Origin of the sequence: Peptoniphilus raoultii (genome assembly GCF_900099555.1) — a bacterium.
Taxonomy (GTDB): Bacteria; Bacillota; Clostridia; order Tissierellales; family Peptoniphilaceae; genus Peptoniphilus_A; species Peptoniphilus_A raoultii.
Genome location: NZ_FMWM01000002.1, coordinates 105,264 through 125,916, shown reverse-complemented (window position 1 = coordinate 125,916; position 20,653 = coordinate 105,264). Strand labels below are relative to the sequence as shown.

The 20,653-nt window shown below is 32.9% G+C and carries 11 protein-coding genes; 9 read left to right on the top strand and 2 right to left on the bottom strand.

Annotated elements, in window-relative coordinates:
- Window positions 1–12: 12 nt before the first annotated feature.
- The 9 genes from BQ4446_RS00545 to BQ4446_RS08440 all read left to right on the top strand — a co-directional run bounded on the left by BQ4446_RS00545 (window position 13) and on the right by BQ4446_RS08440 (window position 16,868).
- Complete coding sequence (locus tag BQ4446_RS00545; protein WP_071025637.1) at window positions 13–480, top strand: V-type ATP synthase subunit K; 468 nt, start codon at window positions 13–15, stop codon at window positions 478–480.
- A 9-nt stretch (window positions 481–489) separates the two neighbouring features.
- Complete coding sequence (locus BQ4446_RS00540) at window positions 490–1,044, top strand: V-type ATP synthase subunit E (RefSeq protein ID WP_071025634.1); 555 nt, start codon at window positions 490–492, stop codon at window positions 1,042–1,044.
- An 8-nt stretch (window positions 1,045–1,052) separates the two neighbouring features.
- Window positions 1,053–2,048: a V-type ATP synthase subunit C gene (locus BQ4446_RS00535; protein WP_071025631.1), complete on the top strand. Its 996-nt coding sequence runs from the start codon at window positions 1,053–1,055 to the stop codon at window positions 2,046–2,048.
- Window positions 2,041–2,349 (top strand): V-type ATP synthase subunit F, encoded by a 309-nt coding sequence (locus BQ4446_RS00530; RefSeq protein WP_071025628.1) that lies wholly within the window; start codon window positions 2,041–2,043, stop codon window positions 2,347–2,349. Before BQ4446_RS00535 ends, BQ4446_RS00530 begins: the two co-directional genes overlap by 8 nt.
- A 9-nt stretch (window positions 2,350–2,358) precedes the next feature.
- Window positions 2,359–4,134 carry a V-type ATP synthase subunit A gene (locus BQ4446_RS00525; protein WP_071025625.1) on the top strand — a complete coding sequence of 592 codons (1,776 nt, stop codon included), beginning with the start codon at window positions 2,359–2,361 and terminating at the stop codon, window positions 4,132–4,134.
- Complete coding sequence (locus BQ4446_RS00520) at window positions 4,127–5,518, top strand: V-type ATP synthase subunit B (RefSeq protein ID WP_071025622.1); 1,392 nt, start codon at window positions 4,127–4,129, stop codon at window positions 5,516–5,518. The genes BQ4446_RS00525 and BQ4446_RS00520 overlap by 8 nt, the downstream gene beginning before the upstream one ends.
- On the top strand, window positions 5,519–6,214 hold the full coding sequence (locus BQ4446_RS00515; RefSeq protein ID WP_071025620.1) for a V-type ATP synthase subunit D: 696 nt from the start codon (window positions 5,519–5,521) through the stop codon (window positions 6,212–6,214). It begins immediately after the preceding gene.
- 655 nt (window positions 6,215–6,869) lie between these two features.
- The gene (locus BQ4446_RS00510) at window positions 6,870–12,524 is read left to right on the top strand and encodes a hypothetical protein (RefSeq protein ID WP_071025616.1); all 5,655 of its coding nucleotides are present in this window, start codon (window positions 6,870–6,872) and stop codon (window positions 12,522–12,524) included.
- 69 nt (window positions 12,525–12,593) lie between these two features.
- Window positions 12,594–16,868, top strand: a complete 4,275-nt coding sequence (locus BQ4446_RS08440) for an S-layer homology domain-containing protein (RefSeq protein WP_083329002.1) — start codon at window positions 12,594–12,596, stop codon at window positions 16,866–16,868.
- A gap of 171 nt (window positions 16,869–17,039) precedes the next feature.
- Here BQ4446_RS08440 and BQ4446_RS00500 read toward each other — a convergent pair whose 3' ends face one another.
- Both BQ4446_RS00500 and BQ4446_RS00495 read right to left on the bottom strand, forming a co-directional pair.
- Window positions 17,040–18,518: a restriction endonuclease subunit S domain-containing protein gene (locus tag BQ4446_RS00500; RefSeq protein WP_071025613.1), complete on the bottom strand. Its 1,479-nt coding sequence runs from the start codon at window positions 18,516–18,518 to the stop codon at window positions 17,040–17,042.
- 1 nt (window position 18,519) lies between these two features.
- A complete protein-coding gene (locus BQ4446_RS00495; RefSeq protein WP_071025610.1) occupies window positions 18,520–20,631 on the bottom strand; it encodes an HsdM family class I SAM-dependent methyltransferase in 2,112 nt (703 codons plus the stop codon).
- Window positions 20,632–20,653: the final 22 nt, after the last annotated feature.

The window sequence follows — 20,653 nt, the reverse complement described above, 5'->3', positions numbered from 1 at the left end:
AGGAGGATGAAAATGAAAGAATTATTTACGCAATATCCAGGATTATGCTTGGCAGCTTTGGGAGTATTTTTTGCAGTGGCACTAGCAGGTGCAGGCTCAGCAATTGGTGTTGGCCGTGCAGGTGAAGCTGCAGCAGGAGTAATTATTGAAGAACCGGAAAAATTTGGTAAATCACTAGTTTTGCAACTACTTCCCGGTACTCAAGGACTTTACGGATTTGTAATCGGACTTTTAATTATTTTTAGAATGTATCCTGAAATGGATGCTAAAGCTGGATTTATGTATTTAGCATCAGGAATGATTATTGGACTTGGCGGCTTAATGTCTGCCGTAGCTCAAGGAAAAGTTTGTGTTGCCGGTATTAATATTTTGGCAAAAAATGAAGAACATCAAACAAAGGGTATTATTTACGGGGTAATGGTTGAACTTTATGCAATTCTTGCCTTTGCAACAGCATTCTTTATTCTTGTAAGAGCATAGGAGGTATTTATGCCCGGAATAGATACTATTTTAAAAAAAATAAAAGAAGATGCAGAAATTAGGGCAAAGGAAATTTTAGATGAAGCTAAGGCAAAAAGAGATAAGATTGTAAGCGATAAAAAAACAGAAGGGGAAAGTCTTTCGGAAAGAATTGGTCAAAAGGCAAAGGAAGATGAAGAGTCAATAATTTCAAAGGCAAAGTCTTCAGCGGAACTAAAGGCAAGGGACGAAGTTCTTATGGCTAAGGAAAAAATAATAAATAGAGTTTTGGAACTGGTAAAGGAATCCTTAAATAATTTAGGTCCTAATGAATATATAAGTTATTTAAAGTCATCCTTAAAAAATCTTAATCTATCAGATAAAGATATTTTGCAAGTGCCTGAAAAATATTATGAAAGTGTAAAAAACGCAGACCTCGGCATAAAAATAGACGAAGAATTCACCCAAAGTGGCTTCATTTTAAGAAAGGAAAATTTAATTTACAATGGAGATTTTTCAAGCATTGTAGATTCTATGAAAGAGGATTTAATGCCTTATATTGCAGAAGAAGTTTTTAAGAAGTAGGTGATTGAATGGATAGAAATAAATATGTCCAAAGTTCTGCCTGGATTCGTGTTTTAGAAAAAAATTTGTTATCATACCAATATTTTTTAAGACTTTCTGAAGCACCAACTTTAAAAGATGCCCTAAGAATGCTTCAAGACACAATCTATCAGACCTATATTTCTAAACTTGAAAGGGAAACTGACTATGAAATTGCCTTGTCAGAAGAACTTAAAAGATTTTACAAGGAAATATATGAAATAAGTCCATCAAGGATACCTATTGATTTTTGTGCTATTAAATATTTTTATCATAATTTAAAGGTTATGGCCAAGGAATATGTCAAGGGGGAAGATTTAAGTCATCTTTATGTTCCCGTTGGTCAGTATGATGTCTTTGGTTTAAGAGCTTTATTTAATGAAAATAGAGAAAGCAAAAGTGAATATTTAAAGGAACTTAAAAAAACTGTTGAAATCTACGAAAAGACTAAAAGACCATCTGATATAGACATTTATTTAGATAGATGCTATTTTAATAGTCTTCTAAAACTTGCTGACGAAGCAGATGAAGAATTATTTTATGACTATGTCAAGGATACAATAGACTTTAAAAATATTAGATCCCTTATGAGGGCAAACCAAGAAGGAGCGGACCTTGAATTTTTACAAGATATTTTAATTGACGGAGGAAATATATATAAAGACAACTTTTTTAACTACTTAAATTCTGACATTGAAGCAGACAGCCCCCTTTTTAAATTTTCAAATATTTACAAGTATGTAAAAAAAGGAACGGAAAGTTTTGGTAAAAAAGGCTCGTTGGCAAAATTTGAACTTTTAGTAGATAATGAAATGGTTGATTTAATTAAGAACGTTAAAAAGATTACTTATGGACCAGAAGTTGTATTTGCTTATGTTTTGGCTAAGGAAATAGAACTAAGAAATTTAAGAATAATTTTTGTTTCTAAAATGAACGGTCTATCAAGTGAATTTATTAGAGAAAGGCTACGTGATACTTATGTATAAAATTGCGGTTTTAGGAGATAAGGATTCCGTACTTGCTTTTATGGCACTGGGAATTGATGTTTTTATTGCTTATACAAAAGAAGAAAGCAGGGATTTAATTGATAGGCTTGCAGAAAAAAATTATGGAGTAATTTTTATAACTGAGCAATTGGCAGCAAAAATTCCGAACACAATAAAAAGATATAATGAAAAAATAATACCGGCCATAATTTTAATTCCATCAAATCAAGGATCTCTTGGAATTGGAATCGACAATTTAAATAGAAATGTTGAAAAGGCCGTTGGTGCTAATATATTGTAAGGAGGGGCAATGAATAATAAAGGACAAATAATTAAAGTATCCGGTCCACTTGTTGTTGCAAGCGGCATGAAAGATGCCGATGTATATGACGTGGTGGAAGTTTCAAAAGATAAACTTATTGGCGAAATAATTGAAATGAGAGGAGATAGAGCCTCCATTCAAGTTTATGAAGAAACAACTGGCATTGGGCCGGGAGATGAAGTGGTTACTACAGGCTCACCCTTATCTGTTGAATTAGGGCCTGGAATACTTGAGCAAATGTTTGATGGTATTCAAAGACCTCTTGAAACACTAAGGGCACAAAATGGTGACTTTTTAATTAGAGGAGCAGGAGTTAAGGCTCTTGATAGAGAAAAGAAATGGGATTTTAAGGCCCTAGCAAAAGTTGGCGACCATGTTGTCCCAGGAGATTTTTTGGGATTTGTTCCAGAAACATCTGTTATAGATCATAAGATTATGGTTCCAAATGGAATTGAAGGCGATATAGTCGACATTAAGGAAGGACTATTTACTGTTGAAGAAATAATAGCAGTAATTGAAACAAAAGATGGCAAAAAAGAATTAAATATGATTCAGCGCTGGCCTGTAAGAAGAGGAAGACCCTATAAGCAAAAAATTGATCCTAAGGCTCCACTTATTACCGGTCAAAGAGTTATTGATACATTTTTCCCTATAACTAAGGGAGGAACAGCTGCAATTCCAGGCCCATTTGGCAGCGGAAAGACAGTTGTGCAGCACCAACTTGCAAAATGGGCAGATGCTCAAGTTGTTGTTTATGTTGGTTGCGGAGAACGTGGCAATGAAATGACAGACGTATTAATGGAATTTCCAGAACTAATTGATCAAAAAACTGGTGAGTCAATTATGAAGAGAACTGTTTTAATTGCCAACACTTCAAATATGCCAGTAGCTGCTCGTGAAGCAAGTATTTATACAGGAATAACAATTTCTGAATATTTTAGGGACATGGGCTATTCAGTTGCTATGATGGCAGATTCTACATCAAGATGGGCAGAAGCCTTGAGAGAAATGTCAGGTCGTTTGGAAGAAATGCCTGGCGATGAAGGTTATCCTGCTTACCTTTCATCAAGAATTGCTCAGTTTTATGAAAGGGCTGGCCGTGTAATTTGTAATGCAAGTGAAGAAAGAGAAGGAGCACTTTCAGTTATAGGTGCAGTTTCTCCTCCAGGTGGAGATATTTCAGAACCTGTTACTCAAAATACTCTAAGAATTGTAAAAATCTTTTGGAGGCTTGACTATGATTTATCATATCAACGTCACTTTCCTGCAATTAACTGGATAGATTCTTATTCTCTATATCAAAATAAAATAGATGAATATTTAGATGACAATGTAAACGAAAACTTTTCAAAAAATAGAAAAAGGGCAATGTCACTTCTTCAAGAAGAATCATCCCTTCTTGAAATTGTAAGGCTTGTTGGTAGAGATACCCTTTCAGAAGAAGACCAATTAAAACTTGACATCACAAAGTCAATTCGTGAAGATTTTTTGCAACAAAATGCCTTCCATGAAGTTGATACATTCTGCTCTCTTGACAAACAATTTAAAATGCTTAACACAATTTTAAAATTTTATGATTCAGCTATTGATGCCCTTTCAAGAGGAGTTTATCTTGAAGAAATTGAAGAGTTAGATGTAATAGATAAAATTGCAAGAATGAAAAATATTCACGAAGAAGAAATAAATAAAATTGATGAATTGGGAGAAGAAATTTTAAAAGAAATGAAAAAGCTTGAAAGAGGAGGTGCCGAAGAAGATGCTTAAGGAATATAAATCTATAACAGAAGTAGTAGGACCTCTTATGATTGTTGAAGGGGTTGAAGGAGTAAACTACGAAGAATTAGTGGATATACAACTTCAAACAGGAGAGAGAAGACGTGGCCGTGTTATTGAAATTGATAAAGATAAAGCCATGGTCCAAATTTTTGAAGGCTCCTCTGGCATAAATCTTTCAAGAACAAGCGTAAGATTTTTAGGAAGACCTCTTGAACTTGGGGTGAGCCCAGATATGATTGGTCGTGTTTTTGACGGACTTGGAAATCCCATTGATAAGGGGCCAAAAATTATTCCTGAAAAGAAAATTGATATTAATGGAACTCCAATTAATCCCGTTTCAAGAGATTATCCTGAAGAATTTATACAAACGGGAATTTCTTGTATTGATGGTTTAAATACTCTTGTCCGTGGACAAAAGCTGCCTATTTTTTCACTTGCAGGTCTACCTCACAATGAACTTGCAGCTCAAATTGCAAGGCAGGCAAAAGTATTAAGTGGTGAAAATTTTGCAGTAGTATTTACTGCCATGGGTATAACTTTTGAAGAAGCTCAATATTTTATTGATGACTTAACAAAGACGGGTGCCATTGATAGATCTGTTTTATTTATGAATCTTGCCGATGACCCAGCAATTGAAAGGCTGGCAACTCCAAAAATGGCTTTAACATGTGCAGAATATCTTGCCTTTGAACTTGATATGCACGTTTTAGTTTTAATGACTGATATGACAAATTATGCCGAAGCTCTAAGAGAAGTTTCTGCAGCAAGAAAAGAAGTTCCAGGCCGCCGTGGCTATCCAGGCTATCTTTATACAGACCTTGCCGGTCTTTATGAAAGAGCAGGAAGAGTTAAAGGCCGTAAGGGTTCTATAACTCAAATTCCAATTTTAACTATGCCGGAAGGAGATATTACTCACCCTATACCAGACTTAACAGGATATATAACTGAGGGACAAATAATTTTATCTCAAGATCTTTATAAGCAAGGCTTGCAACCACCAATTAATGTAATTCCTTCCCTTTCAAGATTAAAGGATAAGGGAATTGGCGAAGGTAAAACAAGAGAAGATCATGCCGACACCATGAATCAAATTTATGCAGCCTACACTGCTGGAAAATCCGCTAAAGAACTTTCAGCAATCCTTGGCGAAACTGCCCTCACAAAATCTGACAGGGCCTTTGCAAAATTTGCTGATGAATTTGAAAGAGAATATGTGTCCCAAGGTTTTTATACAAATAGAAATATAGAAGAAACTTTGGATTTAGGCTGGAAATTACTTTCAATAATTCCGAGAGGAGAACTCAAGAGAATTAAAGATAAATTTATTGATAAGTATTTGGGAGAAGCAAAGACTGAAGAAGTAGGTGATTAGATGACTGTTTTAAAAGTAAACCCTACGAGAATGAACCAAACAAATCTCAAAAAAAGACTGGCAACAGCATCAAGGGGCCACAAACTTTTAAAGGACAAGCAAGATGAATTAATGAGGCAGTTTATTGATCTTATTAAGGAAAATAAAAAATTAAGACTTGAAGTCGAAGAAGAGCTTCACCAATGTTTTTCAGATTTTTTAATGGCTGCTGCACTTATGAGTCCAGAAATGCTAGAAGAATCAATTGTCCTTCCATCCATAAAAACAATGGTAGATATTACGAGGACAAATGTAATGTCAGTTGAAATTCCCAAAATGGAATTTATTGTTGAAAAGACTTCAGAAAATGCCAGAAAATATCCTTATGGATATATAATGACAACTTCTGATCTTGATAGGGCAATAGATAAGCTAAAAAAAGTTATGGATAGATTGCTTTTACTTGCTCAAAAGGAAAAGGCCGCTCAGCTTATGGCTGACGAAATTGAAAAGACAAGGCGTAGGGTAAATGCCCTTGAATTTAAAACAATTCCCGACCTTTCAGACACAATTAAATCCATAAGGGCAAAACTTGATGAAAGTGAAAGAGCAAATATCACAAGACTTATGAAAGTTAAGGATATAATTTCTAAGGAAGAAGAAAAAGAACCATCAAAATATGATAAGCTTGATTATGATTTTGATTCTTTAAGTTAAAAAACCTTTCTGAATATATTTTAAAATAAGAAGCTTTAAGGCTCATTGAATTAGGGACTTTAGAAAAACTGATTTAAAGAGTCTTTAGGTGGCAAGAGAAAGAGGCTGTTGCAAAAGCCCCATCATAGAAAAAAGACGAGGAAACATAAACATCCTCGCCTTTTTTTGATAAAATGATTTCATGCTTACAAAAGTTACAAAAGTAAAAATTTAAAAATATGAATAAAAAGTGATAAAAGAAATTTATCGCAAAGGATTGCAGGAAAAAATGCAAAAATTCAGAAACAAGAAACAAGACCACATATAAGAAATGGGTAAAATTCAAACTTTGCACAAATAACAATAGAAAAAAGAGCATAAAATGACACAAGAATCACAGAAAAGAAATGCGTTATTTTAGTACAATTTTTAGTGGGGGGGGGTGGATTGTACTTTGAAATGGCGAAAAACTGACAAAAAAACCTCCATAATAAAGTGGAATTGTACACTTTTTTTTGTTATAATAAATTTATAAAAATAAAGTTCATAACTATACCCAAAAGACAGCAAACTATATAAAAAATGCAATCATGATTTAACAATTAAAAGTTATGGAGATAAAGGGGGAGATAGGAGAAAATGTTTTAATCCAAAATAAATAGAAAGGAGAAATGAAATGGATAAAAAACAAATATCAAAACAATTGATGGCACTATTCTTATCAATACTTATGATAGTAGGAATATTGCCACTCAACATTTTTGCCGAAGAACCACAAGTTCCTGGCACATCTTCTAGAAGTGTTGATGCAGAAGGAAAGCCAAAAGTTCCTTGGGTAAACAAAGATGCTAACACAGACGATGGAAGTGAATATTGGCAATTTCCAGAAGGAGTTAAGGTTATTAACGGACAAGGGGGAAATGATCCTTTACGTACAACAGGTATTAACTACGAAGGAAAATATTTAAATGCAGATGGTAACCTTGTTTTAAGATTTAACATATCTCAACAACAAGCAGCTACAACAGGTGTTTGGAAGTATCACGTACTAAGATTTCCAAAAGAAATTTACTTAGCAGCAGACTGGGATAAATCTTATATAGTACACAGACAAGTAGATTATTCTGTAGGCTCTAAAGTTGATTTTCTAAAGTTCACAGATACAACAATTCCTAATCAACAAGCTTGGACAAAGTCTATAGAGTATAAAGATGCAGGGATTTCATACAGACACTACGAAGTAAACCTTGTATTAAAAGGCGATGTAAATTGGGCTAAAGATTTTGCCGATAGAACTTGGCTTATCCAAATGCGTACATTTAACGGCGATGGCTCAAAGATGTTCTCTGACTCAACGCCTAGAAAAAAGCGTAAATATACAAACTTCTCATACAACACTTACACAAAAACAACAGTAGTAGGGGACAAGGTTAGCCATCCAAAAGACCTTATAGAGTCAACAGCTCTTAATGCGGCTGATATTGAAATGGATATGGTTTATACAGCTTATTCAACTCTTTTACTTGATAAGATAAATAAAAAGGTTACACTTGTTTATGTTCCTACAAAAAATGGAAATAAACAAGACTACGATAAACAAGAAGAAGCAGTGGCTGTAAGACAAACTTTAGACCCTGATTTTATAAAATATATAGATATTAATGGTCAAGATACTGAAATAGGTACAGTTAGACACTATAATTCGGCTGAAAAAGTTTATGGTAAGGAAATAAAACTTTTTGCTAAAGATTTAAATGGAGTTAAGATAGATCCAAATACAGGAAAGATTGCACTTGATCAGCACGGAAGACCTATTTCAACACGTCCTGACAAGTCCATATTTTTACAAATAGGAAGTCACAGATTTGTAGACAGAGAGAATGCAAAACTTGATGCTACTGATCCAAGTCATTATAATTCAAAAATGTTGCCTAAAGGTGAGACAACAAGCATCTATTCATCTGATGTAACTAAGGATGGTTTCTTCCTTGTATTTGAATACAACATAGACCCTGAAAAGATATCTTCAGACCTTATAACAGAGAAAAAGTTTATTAAAAACTTTGTTTTTGATACTCGCTATATAACATCAAATGCACCAGGATTTAGAAAGTTTACTGTAAAAACAGATAAAGATATAAATCTTGATCCCGATAAAAAGCTTATGCTTCGTTTCCAATTCGATCCAAAAATAAGTTTTGAAACTGGACTTGCAGGAAATAATGATGCTGATGACTTTATGTTTAACATAGGCGGACCAGATGGCTCATGGAAGTCTTGGAAAAAAGAAGGATTTTATTGGAAGAAGAACAATAAAGGAGGTTGGGATTATTTCATTCCAGTATACGGAAGAGGGTCAATGGACAACAAATCCCAAGCTGGACCTTCAGGATTCTCAATTGATGAAGGTACAGAATTATCAGTTTGGCTACCAACAAAGAATGTTTGGAATAAAAAAGATTTCAATGCCAACGAAATCAAGGTGGACATTGTAGAATCTAATGGAAAATATGGTAACGCTCTGGGAACAATTAATGGTTTTACTCCTGTAGCGGGTACAGAATTTACTTTATCAAAAGTTATGGACGATAAAGTTATTGGAAATCCTAAATATGCTGGTAAAGAAGACATTTTCTACAATCCACTATATATGGAACACTCAGTTTCAAGAATTGGTGGTTCAGCTATAAGAGAACAAGCTGTTCCTATAGTTGACGAAATCTTCACAGATGATGAATTCGTAACAGGTATAGTTAGAGACGAAGGCGGAGTTTTATCTACTATCCATGTTGATAATGAAAAAAATCCAAAGAAAAAATTCTTCGGCTCAAACTGGATTGAATTAACAAAATTCGACAATAATGGAAATCCAACTGAATATGGTTTAAGTGATGGAAAAGATAAAGAACAAACTTTAAACCCAGCTGATATAGAAGACACGAGAACCTACGGTTTTGGAAATGAGAGAAAAGAATATAAAGGACTTAAATTTAAGATCACTAAACAGTACACAGATGGAGCTGATATAGAATCTACTAAAACAGCATCCGATGTTAAGAGTTTAGGATTAATAAAAGACCAAGCTTTTGTTCTTAACGCATTTAGAGATACTTCATTAAATTCAGAACCAATATATGAACAAGTTCAAGCAAAAGTTGAGTTTGTAACATATCCAGATAAAAATGTATCCTTAACAAGGATAGTTCCACTTAACAAACAATACTCAGTTTTGGCTCCTGTAGTAGAAGAAGATGTAGAACCTGTTAAAAACGAAAACTATGTACCAAACGGATTCCTTGCTAAACAAGGCGAAGACAACATCAGAGTTGACGAAACTAATAAAACCGTAACTTTATCAAGACGTTCATTAATAGACAACAAAGATAAAAATAAAAAATATGCAAATCTAATTAATCACGATGGTTATGTTTATGACATAAATAATGTAAGTGAAGCAATAAAGAAATCTGAAACAGAAGCTTTCATAAAGAGACTTTACCCAGATGCAGAGTTCGATCAAGAACTTCATGTAGATGCACAAGGAAAAGTAAGAACTGATGGCTTATCAGTTATCGCTTGGACTACAAAGCCTCTAACAGATATTAATGATTTTTATAAACTTGAAAAAGATGGAAAAGTTCTTACAACATTAGATCAATGGAAAGAAGTTGACGCAGATACACAAACTTATATCTTTAACGAATACTCTCCAGTAGATAAGAACAGAAAAGTTTATGCAGTTTGGGGAGCACCTTCATTGGTTCTTCACTCAAACAACACTTATGATTCTGAAGGTAACTTTATAGCTGATAAAGAAACTATAGTTAGAATTCCTTATAGTTTGGCTGATGAAACGCTAACAAATCAAAAGATAGACCAAATGACTTCAGCAACAAAGGATAACTTGAGAAAAACTAACACTATTAAACAGTTACCATTAGCTCCATACAAAAATGAATCAAAAAATAATGTGGCTAAAACTGATGAAAATTATGACAACTATGATGCAAAACTTGAAAACTTTAGAATGACAGGAAGAACATTTGTGGGCTGGACAAGTAAACAGTTCTCAAATATTACAGACGCCGACAGATATGACGAAAGTAAATTGTCAGAATTTGTAGCTGGACAAAACAATGTTAGAATTGGAGAAATAAAAGATGGCTGGACTACAGGAGGAGCAGGAAAACCTAAGGTTTCTCTTCCTAAGAATACAGAAACAATCTTACTTCTTCAAACTGACTCTAAGGCATACGTTCCTAATGGTTTCTCATACTCTGTAAATAAGAGTGTACAAGAAATTATAAAGGCAGGTAAAGATTACCATCTATATGCAAACTATAGAGATTATTTCGATATTACAGTTCATCCACAATATAAGGATATAGATACTACTCAAGATCCTAATCATCAATATGGTAAGTATAAAGACCTTACAGATGCTACTAAAAAGAAGAATCTAAAGATAGGTATTCTTTATAGAACAGCTGTAACTGACTATTCAACACCTACAGTATTGCAACAAGCAACATATAATCCTGTAAAAAATGGTATACAAGATTATGATTTCAACTTTACAACACCTCTAAAATGGACAGAGCCAGGTTATGATAGAGAAGGTCTAAGAAAATCCTTTATATCAGTAGTAATTCCAGAAGGAAAAGAAAATGTTTATAACAATTTCAAACAACCTAAAACAGCAGGCTCTCAAGAAGTTTATGATTGGGCAGACCTTGGAATTTCAACTTATGTAAAAATCAACGGATCATTACTTGATATAGCAACAAATGCTCCTAAGAATTTACACGAAACTGATACTGACAGGGACAGATATGGAGATCCTCTAGCAAAGAGACAATCATTTACAATTAAAAATGACGATGGATCTTTAGATGCTTATACATCTGCAACTTCAAGACAATCTTTAGTAAGAGAAGTTGGAGCAATAAAAGAAGTAAAAGGATATGACATCATCCTTACAAATACTCCTGAAACAATTCCTGTTCCAGAATTTGAATCAGTTAAAGAATCAGATACTGAATTAAAAATCAAATTCTCAGATGACATCAAAAATAATGTTGATGGATTAAAATTACAAATCCCTCAAAAGAATGATGGAAAACTTGACTTGTTCTTTGTAAAACAACAAGACGGAACATTTAAGGCTTCAAATGGAATAACAGCTACAGTTCAAGGTAACCAATTAGTTATCAAAACTTTAGATTTAACAGAACTTCCTGATGATGAACAAAAGAGAACTATTTACGGAAACTACACTAAAGCTATTAATGATGGTTCTGGAAATGTACAACATATTGACGGAAAACAAGCTAAGGTTGTTATTACAAAATTACTTCCAGCTTATCCTGTAACAAATATGTATCAAGTTCCAAATGATGACCAAGGTAATACAAAGATAAAATTTGATATACCTCAACCAGGACCTACAAACCAAGTAGTACCAGGAACAAAATATCAACCTCAAAAATGGGATAAGACTCAAAATAAATGGGTTGATTGTGGAGATCCTTATAATGTAACACAAACAGGCGAAGGTGGAAAGACAGTAGAGCTTACACTAACAGGAGTAGATAATGATGATTTAATTAGAATCGTATCTGATGAGCCAGGAAAGAAACCAGCATACTCTGTTGGCGATGAAACTGACACACCATACACTCCAATGAAACCAAATCCTAATAAACCTTCAGATCCAGTAGCAGATACAAACCACTATGTCATAGTTGACAAAAAAGGTCCTACTGTAACTGCTAAAACAGAAGAAGAAAAATTTAGAAGATATATCGATTTAAAAGCAACTTTAGATGAACTTCCTGAAGGAGAAATAATAATCGAGTACGGCACAAAGGGTCCAAAGGGAACTACTGGCAATCAAATTCTTAAATTCGAAAACAAGGCTTTAGCTTTTGAAAAAATTAAAGAACTTGTAAGAGTAGAAGACAAGACAGAAATTTGGATCACAGCAAAAGACAAATTTGGTAACAGTGCAGATACTGATGTAAATGCAAATCTATCAAGAGTATTTACAATCCAAGTTGAAGTTCCAGTTGTAGGAGACAATTATCTTATGATAGATTCTTCTATGGCTGAGGCTACTATAGAGATGACTATTAAGAGAAAAGGACAAGAAACAAAACTAAAAGATGTAGCAAATATTCCACAAGGACAAAGTAAAGTGAATCTTTTAAATCAAGATGGTTCAGCTTTTACACTTGAAAAAAGAGACACAATAATCTTTAAAGGAACTGTAAAAGCCAAAGATGGAAAAGCAGATTACACTACAAATCCATTTAGACTAAGAGTTAGATAAAGAGATAAGAAGTAGGAGATATTGTAGGGGAGATTTCCTCCCCTTACAATAACTTAGAAAGGAGAAGTTATGAATAAAAGAGCTATTTCCTTATTATTAGCAATAGTTATGATACTTTCAACCATAGCAAGTCCAATTTATGCAGTAGGTCAAAATTTACCGAAAGATAAAGTTGAGGCTGGAAATGAAGTACCATATACTAATGAAGGAAACAAAAAAATCTTTAAGATTGACAAAAGAGCAATAAAAGAGGTAAAAGAACCTCAATTAATTGCACCAAGAAGTGCAGTACAAAATAATGGACCTAGACGTGCTCCGGTTCAAACAACAAGAACAGAAAAAATGACAGTAAAGCTTACTACAAAAGGACTTGGCAATGGAGCACAAAATTTTGACTGGTCTTTATTTAACAATAGCAAATTTACTGGCAAGCTTGTTATATATGACGTAGATGATAACGAATATTATCCACAAAAAAATGGCAGACCAGTAACTATAGACTTCACTCAAGATGGAGAACAAACAATTGAGTTTGATGTGCCAGTAAATTTAGATGTTGACTCATATAACATTGTAGTTAAAACTATTGACAATTTTGAAGTTAGAGCAACATATACAAATGCATCAACAAGCCCGTCAGGTGCAGAACTCAAGCTTGAGTTTACAGTTATAGAATTAACAAACCCAGTTGTAGAAGTAATTTATAAAGATGCACAAGGACAAAATCTTGAGGCTGATAAACTACCTACAAAAACAGGTGTTAATATAACAGCTGATGGAGTAAAACTTGCAGAACAAGACCTAAGTATACCGCTACCTACAGCTCAATATACAAAATATAACATAGCACAAGGAATTACTGGAAAAGGAAGAGCAACAACACAAGAGCTAAACAATATAACAAAAGCTATTGAATATAAAGTAGACGGAAAAGATAGTGGTCTTATTACACTTGATGATAAAGAATTCAAGCTAAGCATAACAAATTCATTAAAAAATGGATCACAAATAGTTTTAACTTTATCAAAAGCAGATCAACTTAGAGAACTTGGCGGACTAAACCCGAAAACAATAAAAGTTTGGAAAGACGATGTATTTGACTGGAAAGACGGTGTAGAAGCAGCTGTTGAAAATAATTCAGCTGCAGTAAAGGAACTACTAAAAGACGCAACAGTAACAGATATTACTGTACCAGAAAGAAATTCAAATGAAGCTGGAAAATTTGAAGGTAAACTAAAAATAAGCTTTGATGATGGCTCTTCATTAGAAGTAGACAATCAAATGTTAATCGTAAGCGAACACATAGTTACACTAAACCCTAATGATCCAGACGCACCAAAAGAAGAAGACCTACCAAGTGATAAAATAGAAGTTAGATTTTTAGCGTCAACAGGTGTAGATAGTATAACCACAACTGGAAAAACATACGTTAAACCAGAAACAACATTTGAAGATAAAGACTTCCCACAAGAAAAAGATATAACATTTAAAGAAGGATACAAAGGACCAGTAACATGGACACCAACAAATAGAACAGTTACAAAGTCATCACCAGCTTTTCTTAAAAGACAACAATACTTTAAATTCACAGCAAGTGCAACAAAGAATACAAAAGCAGATCAAGTAACAGAACTAGGTGGACTAAGCCCAGAAACAATAAAAGTATGGGTAAATGATCCAATTGACTGGTCAAAAGGTGTAAAAGCTACAAAAGATGAAAACAAAGACAAAGTAGCAGAACTACTAAAAGACGCAACAGTAACAGACAAGACACAACCAGAAAGAACATCAGCAGTAGCAGGAGAAAAAGAAGGAACACTACTAGTAACATTTAAAGACACTTCAACAATAGAAGTACCAAAACAAATGTTAATCGTAAGCGATGACAAAGTAGTAGACCCAGCAGATCCTGATAAACTACCAGATGACAAAATCAAAGTAGAATTTGCAAAGGGAACAGGCGTAACAGCAGTAGCAGAAAAGAATCTATATGTAAAACCAAACACAACATTGGTAGACGCAGACTTCCCACAAGCAACAGTAGACACAGCAAATGGCTACAAAGAACCAGCAGCATGGACACCAGATGATAAAGTAGTTACAGAAAACAACAAGACATTCACAGCAACAGCAGAAAAAGAAACAACAGCAGAAAAAGTAACTAAACTAGGTGGACTAAGCCCAGAAACAATAAAAGTATGGGTAAATGATCCAATTGACTGGTCAAAAGGTGTAAAAGCTACAAAAGATGAAAACAAAGACAAAGTAGCAGAACTACTAAAAGACGCAACAGTAACAGACAAGACACAACCAGAAAGAACATCAGCAGTAGCAGGAGAAAAAGAAGGAACACTACTAGTAACATTTAAAGACACTTCAACAATAGAAGTACCAAAACAAATGTTAATCGTAAGCGATGACAAAGTAGTAGACCCAGCAGATCCTGATAAACTACCAGATGACAAAATCAAAGTAGAATTTGCAAAGGGAACAGGCGTAACAGCAGTAGCAGAAAAGAATCTATATGTAAAACCAAACACAACATTGGTAGACGCAGACTTCCCACAAGCAACAGTAGACACAGCAAATGGCTACAAAGAACCAGCAGCATGGACACCAGATGATAAAGTAGTTACAGAAAACAACAAAGTATTCACAGCAACAGCAGCACAGAATGTGCCTACTACTAAAAACGCTGACGATTACGATCCACATTATACTAATAGTTCTGGTAAACCTGGTGAAACAGTTCAAATAGATCCACCAACATTTACTAAAAAAGGTGAACAAGGTAATGTACCAGCACCAACTGATGGAGCTAAGAGAACAACATTTACTAAGAATGATGATACTCAAACAAATGTAACTGTTGATCCTAATACAGGAGCTATCACTGTAAATATTCCAAAAGATGCAACAGTTGGAACTATAATAACTGTTCCAGTTGATGTAACTTATCCAGATGGATCTAATGAAACAGTTGAAGTTAAAGTGACTGTTTTAGAAGATAAGACTAGCGTTAAATATCCTGATACAGAAGTCGAAAAGGGTAACACAGAAACTGTAACTCCAAATGTAACTGATAAAGATGGTAAACCAGTACCTGAAAATAAGATTGGTACTCCAACTGTAACTAATACTAATGATTTACCAAAAGGTGTAACTGTAACTCCTAAGGATAATGGTAAAGTTGATATTACAGTACCTGATGATTACGATGGACCTAGAGGCTTTACTGTAAAGGTAACTGTACCAGTTGATGGTAAAGATGTTGAATCTGAAATAAAGGTAACTGTTAAGGATAAAACTACTCCTACACCACAAGGACCTAGTGTAACTTATCCTGACACTGATATGGACAAGGGAGAAACTAAGACTGTAATTCCAGAAATCAAAGATAAAAAAGGAGAACCTACAATACCTGATACTACTCCTGATGTAGTTCAACCAGGCAATGGTTTAGTTGTTACTCCACATTCAGATGGTTCTATTACAGTAACGGTACCTGATGATTATGACGGACCAAGCACAATTGTTATTCCAGTTGTAGTAACAGTTGATGGTGAAGAAATTCACACTACACTTACAATTCGTGTAAGAGATAATAAACCAGGAATTGATTATGATATTCCAGAGTTTAAGATTCATGAATACACTCCAACTTATCCTGTATATGCATCTGTTGACAAGAAGGTAATTGAAAAAGAAGTTATTAACTCTCACGATCAATATATCTTCGGATATCCAGATGATACTATTAGACCAGATGGAGATATGACAAGAGCTGAAGCAATTGCAGTAGTTGCAAGACTTCAAAAACTTGATTTAAGCGACAAGTCTTCTAAGATTTATAAAGACACTAAGGCAGATATGTGGTACAACGGTGCTATCAACGCTGCATTTAGGGAAGGTTATTTATTAGAAAAAGAAGGCGAAAATGTTAGACCTAACGACAAGATCACTAGAGCAGAACTTGCTGAGTTAATTAGTCATATTGACAAGAAGAACAATGCTATTGCTCCATTTGAAGATGTGAAAGGTCACAAGTTTGAAGCTGCAATTAACCAAGCTTATGGAAATGGAAGAATTGAAGGTTATCCAGATGGAACATTTAAACCAGACAATTTTATTACAAGAGCAGAAGTTGCAACAATGTTAAATAAATTGTATGATAGATATCCTGACAAGAATTTCATTGATGCAAACCAAAATCTAGTTCACAATTACAAAGATATGTCTTATAAGGGACATTGGGGTTATTATGAACTTGTTGAAGCTTACCATAGCCACACTTATCTAAGATTAAAGGATAATATGGAAGAATGGAAAGTTATAATCAAATAAGATTGATTTGCTAAAAAAAGGGCTCTTAAAGGCTCATTGAATTAGTGATTTTAGAAAACTGAATTAGAGAGTCTTTAGGTGGCAAGATGAAAGGCTATGAGTCAAAATACTCATAGCCTTTTTAAATAGAACAAACTCACTAAATTTATTAGTATAAACACGAATTTAAGTCTAATAACAACTAAAAAACGCTTGATCTATATATCTATTCAACATTTTCTTTAAATGTTTTGAAAGAATATCTAAGTTCATAATTCCAGATTTCAAATATTCATTGAATTTAATCGGAGAGATAATAAGTTCATTGATAGTTTGATTATCTAACTTCAATTTATAAACATAATTGTAATAATTAGTTGCGATTTCTTTAATAATACTATCAGGAAATAAAGGAAATAAAATATAGTCCCAGTATGCTTGAGCCATACTACCACCATTTCCACCCACTGATATAGTATCAAAAATATCATTACTTCTATAGTAATCTAAAATTTGTTTTACGAAAATTCCTTTATTTAGGTCGTGCTTTTTTTGCTTTATAGTTATTCCATGAATATTAGTAATGGTGTTTTCCATATTATCAATAACTACAAAAGATCTACCTTTTTCAAATCCCTCAGCACCAAAGATAATATCACCTTTTTCAAGTGTCTTTAATTTATTCATATTTCCTAAATATGATGAATTATTTACAGTACCATACTGAGAAAGATACTTAGGCAAAATCAATGTATAGAAATTGTTGTGATATTCATTACTGTAGATACTTTTACCTATATTAGACACTTGCAAATTTTGGCCTCTAGATAGCTTAAATCCCAACTCATCAATAGTAGCATAACCATGTTTATAATTTTTTATATCTGATATTACAGACATATACTCATGACTATAAAGACCAGTATCTAACCTACCAGTTTTTCTTATTTCAGAGTATTTAGTAAAATTAGTAGAAAATTTATGTTTACATGGATCATTTCTCAACTCTTTACTTATACTTTGTAGAGTTTCATTAAATAATTCATCAATCTTAACTTCTATTTTAAAAATACAATCTACTAGAAGATTAATTAGTTCTAAATCTTTTTTTGAAGGAACTGGTATAAGACAATCAAGGAATAATGTTTTTGCATGTCTAATAGTTGCACCTTTAGGCACTAATATATCTAGTTGCTCTCTAAACATTTGGTGCTTTATAAGTGCAAATATATATTTTGAATATTCTTCCTTGATAGGCAACTTATAAATGGCTCCTGAACACATTATGTTAGGGAAATCTCCTTGAGAAATTGCTATTTCTCCAATATTGCTATCTTTTGATATAAGCAAATCTCCTTTTCTTAATCCATTTCCTATAAAACAATCAGGTTTCATAGGAATTAAGGATTCTTTAGAAAAATTCAAGATACTTGAGTAATTTTTTAGTGCTTTGGTTCTCATGAAATAATGTGTTGATTTTTTTACATAATTTTCTGATCCTATTTCACTACCTAAAAAATTATTTGTCAGGGGCTCTTTTAAAAATTTTTTAAGAGGAATCATTTTAGTTGTGCTTTGAAGCGTTTTTTTATACTGTGATGATGAAAGGCTTGACTTATTTTCAATAATTTCACAATATGTTACTGTTTTAGGAGAATCTACATACTTCATATTATTTTTCCTTTACAAAAAGATCTATTAATTCTGTTTCTTGGCTTAAAGCCCATTGTTTAAAGTCTTTAACTGTCTCTGTAAAATCTTCATCTAATAATGGACTTCCATTTTCGTCCATTATTACTTGAAAATTATTATAATCAATATCATAGACAGGCTCAAAAACTTTTACTCTTTTTTTTGTTTTTACCTCATATCCAACATTCTCAATATTCCTAAAAAAAACTTCGTAGTTTTTATTTTGCAGTTCAGATAATCTACTTTTTGAAGGCTTATATGCAACTATTAATGTTGTATTAACTCCAGTTTCAGCAAAGACTCCAGCTGGTAAATCAAAGATTGCAACTATTCTCATGTTATCCATTAACCACTCTCTGGCCATTCTATGGCTATCAATTGAAGCAATTGAATTAGATAACACTATTCCCATTCTGCCATTTTCTTTTAGTATTCTAAAGGCATTTTCCAGAAAAATTACTCCTAAGTCAATCTTTGTAGAGTTATATTTATTCCACAATTCATAGCAAGATATTATTTCTTTTTCATAAGTGTCTCTTGGTTCAAATGCTCTGTCCTCACCAAATGGTGGATTTGTAAGAACCACATCAAACTTTAGCAATTTTTCGGAATCAGTCCTACTATCCCAGTTTCCATTTTTATTAGTTGTTGGATCCAACTCAATTAAATTGCCATTATTACTAAATTTCGTATCAATAGAACCTAAGTTAGGTTTTGATAATATCTTCGCATTACCGTCTCCATTTAACAACATGTTTAAAGTTGCTAGTTTAACCATATCAGTATCATTGTCAAACCCAAAAATATTATTATCATCTAACTTACTTTTTGAGTTAACATATGACACAGACAAAAAATCTGCTATCCCTACAGTTGGATCTATTACTGTTTCTTGATTCCTAGGGTTTACTATGTTAACTAAAAATTCAATAACTGGCAAAGGAGTAACAAACTGTGCATTTTCATTTTTTGAAAATTGTGAGGCAAAAGTATAGAAAACTAATTGATATAAATCAGTCTTTGTAGAAAGAACGAACGAATAGTCTTGAAATTGTTTTACCATTTCAAACAAAACTTTAACGTGTCCTTCATTTTTTCTATTAAAAGACCATTCACTTAATATTCTATAATATTTGCCTTCAGCCTCTTCTTTTATTGATTCAATCCTATTAATAAATTCCTGTATAAGTGGGTCTGCTAAAGTTAAGGATTGTACTTCATCAGCTATATAAAAGTCTAGTGAAGTTCCAAATTTTTCATTTCTCTTTTCATCATAAATTTTTAAAGAAATTATTTGTAGTAAAATTTCATAGCCCTTTTGATTAACTAAACCTTGTTTGTCCATTGTTCTAAGTATATGTGACATCGCTGTGTTAATTTGCTGAGAATGTACTCCAGAAATTACATCCAAATCATATATCGTTCTTTTTGATCTATCAATTTTTAAATTATTATCCCAATCTTTCAATTTATCAATACTGGGGAAATTATTATAACTGTCTGTTAATTGCAAACTTAATTCTTTAGAATTCGATTTCTCCTTTTTCTCATTATATTCATCATTTAACCTTATGAACTTACCATTTATCTTTTTAAATAAATAGAGCCTTTCTGTATCATAGAGTGCACCAAAGCAGATTTTTCTTTCGCTTTCTTTCATATAAGATTTTAATTGTTTATCCCAAACCTCTAACACATTATTCCCATTTTCATTTTTTATTTCAATCGGCATTATGAGATGCTCTCTTAACCAACTTAATGAATCAAGATCATTTTTACTATGATACGATTCATAATGTTTAAACCAATTAGTATCATCAAAAATAGCAATATCTAATTTTATTGGTGCAGAGTTTTTATTTCCTTTTGGAAAATATACTTCAGTTCCTATATATTCATTAGGAATTAAACCAGAATTTACTAATGTATAAACTAATTGCCATTTGTAGTACTCTTCATTGGACTTATAATTTTTATCTTTTATATTGCAGTTTGCATTTGAATTCAAGTGTACAGATACAAAAGAGTCTAAATTAGATGCATTCTTATATTTAAGATCAAAAGAATTTTTTGATTCTGTAAATTTGCTCATTATCAACAACCTCCGTATTTTT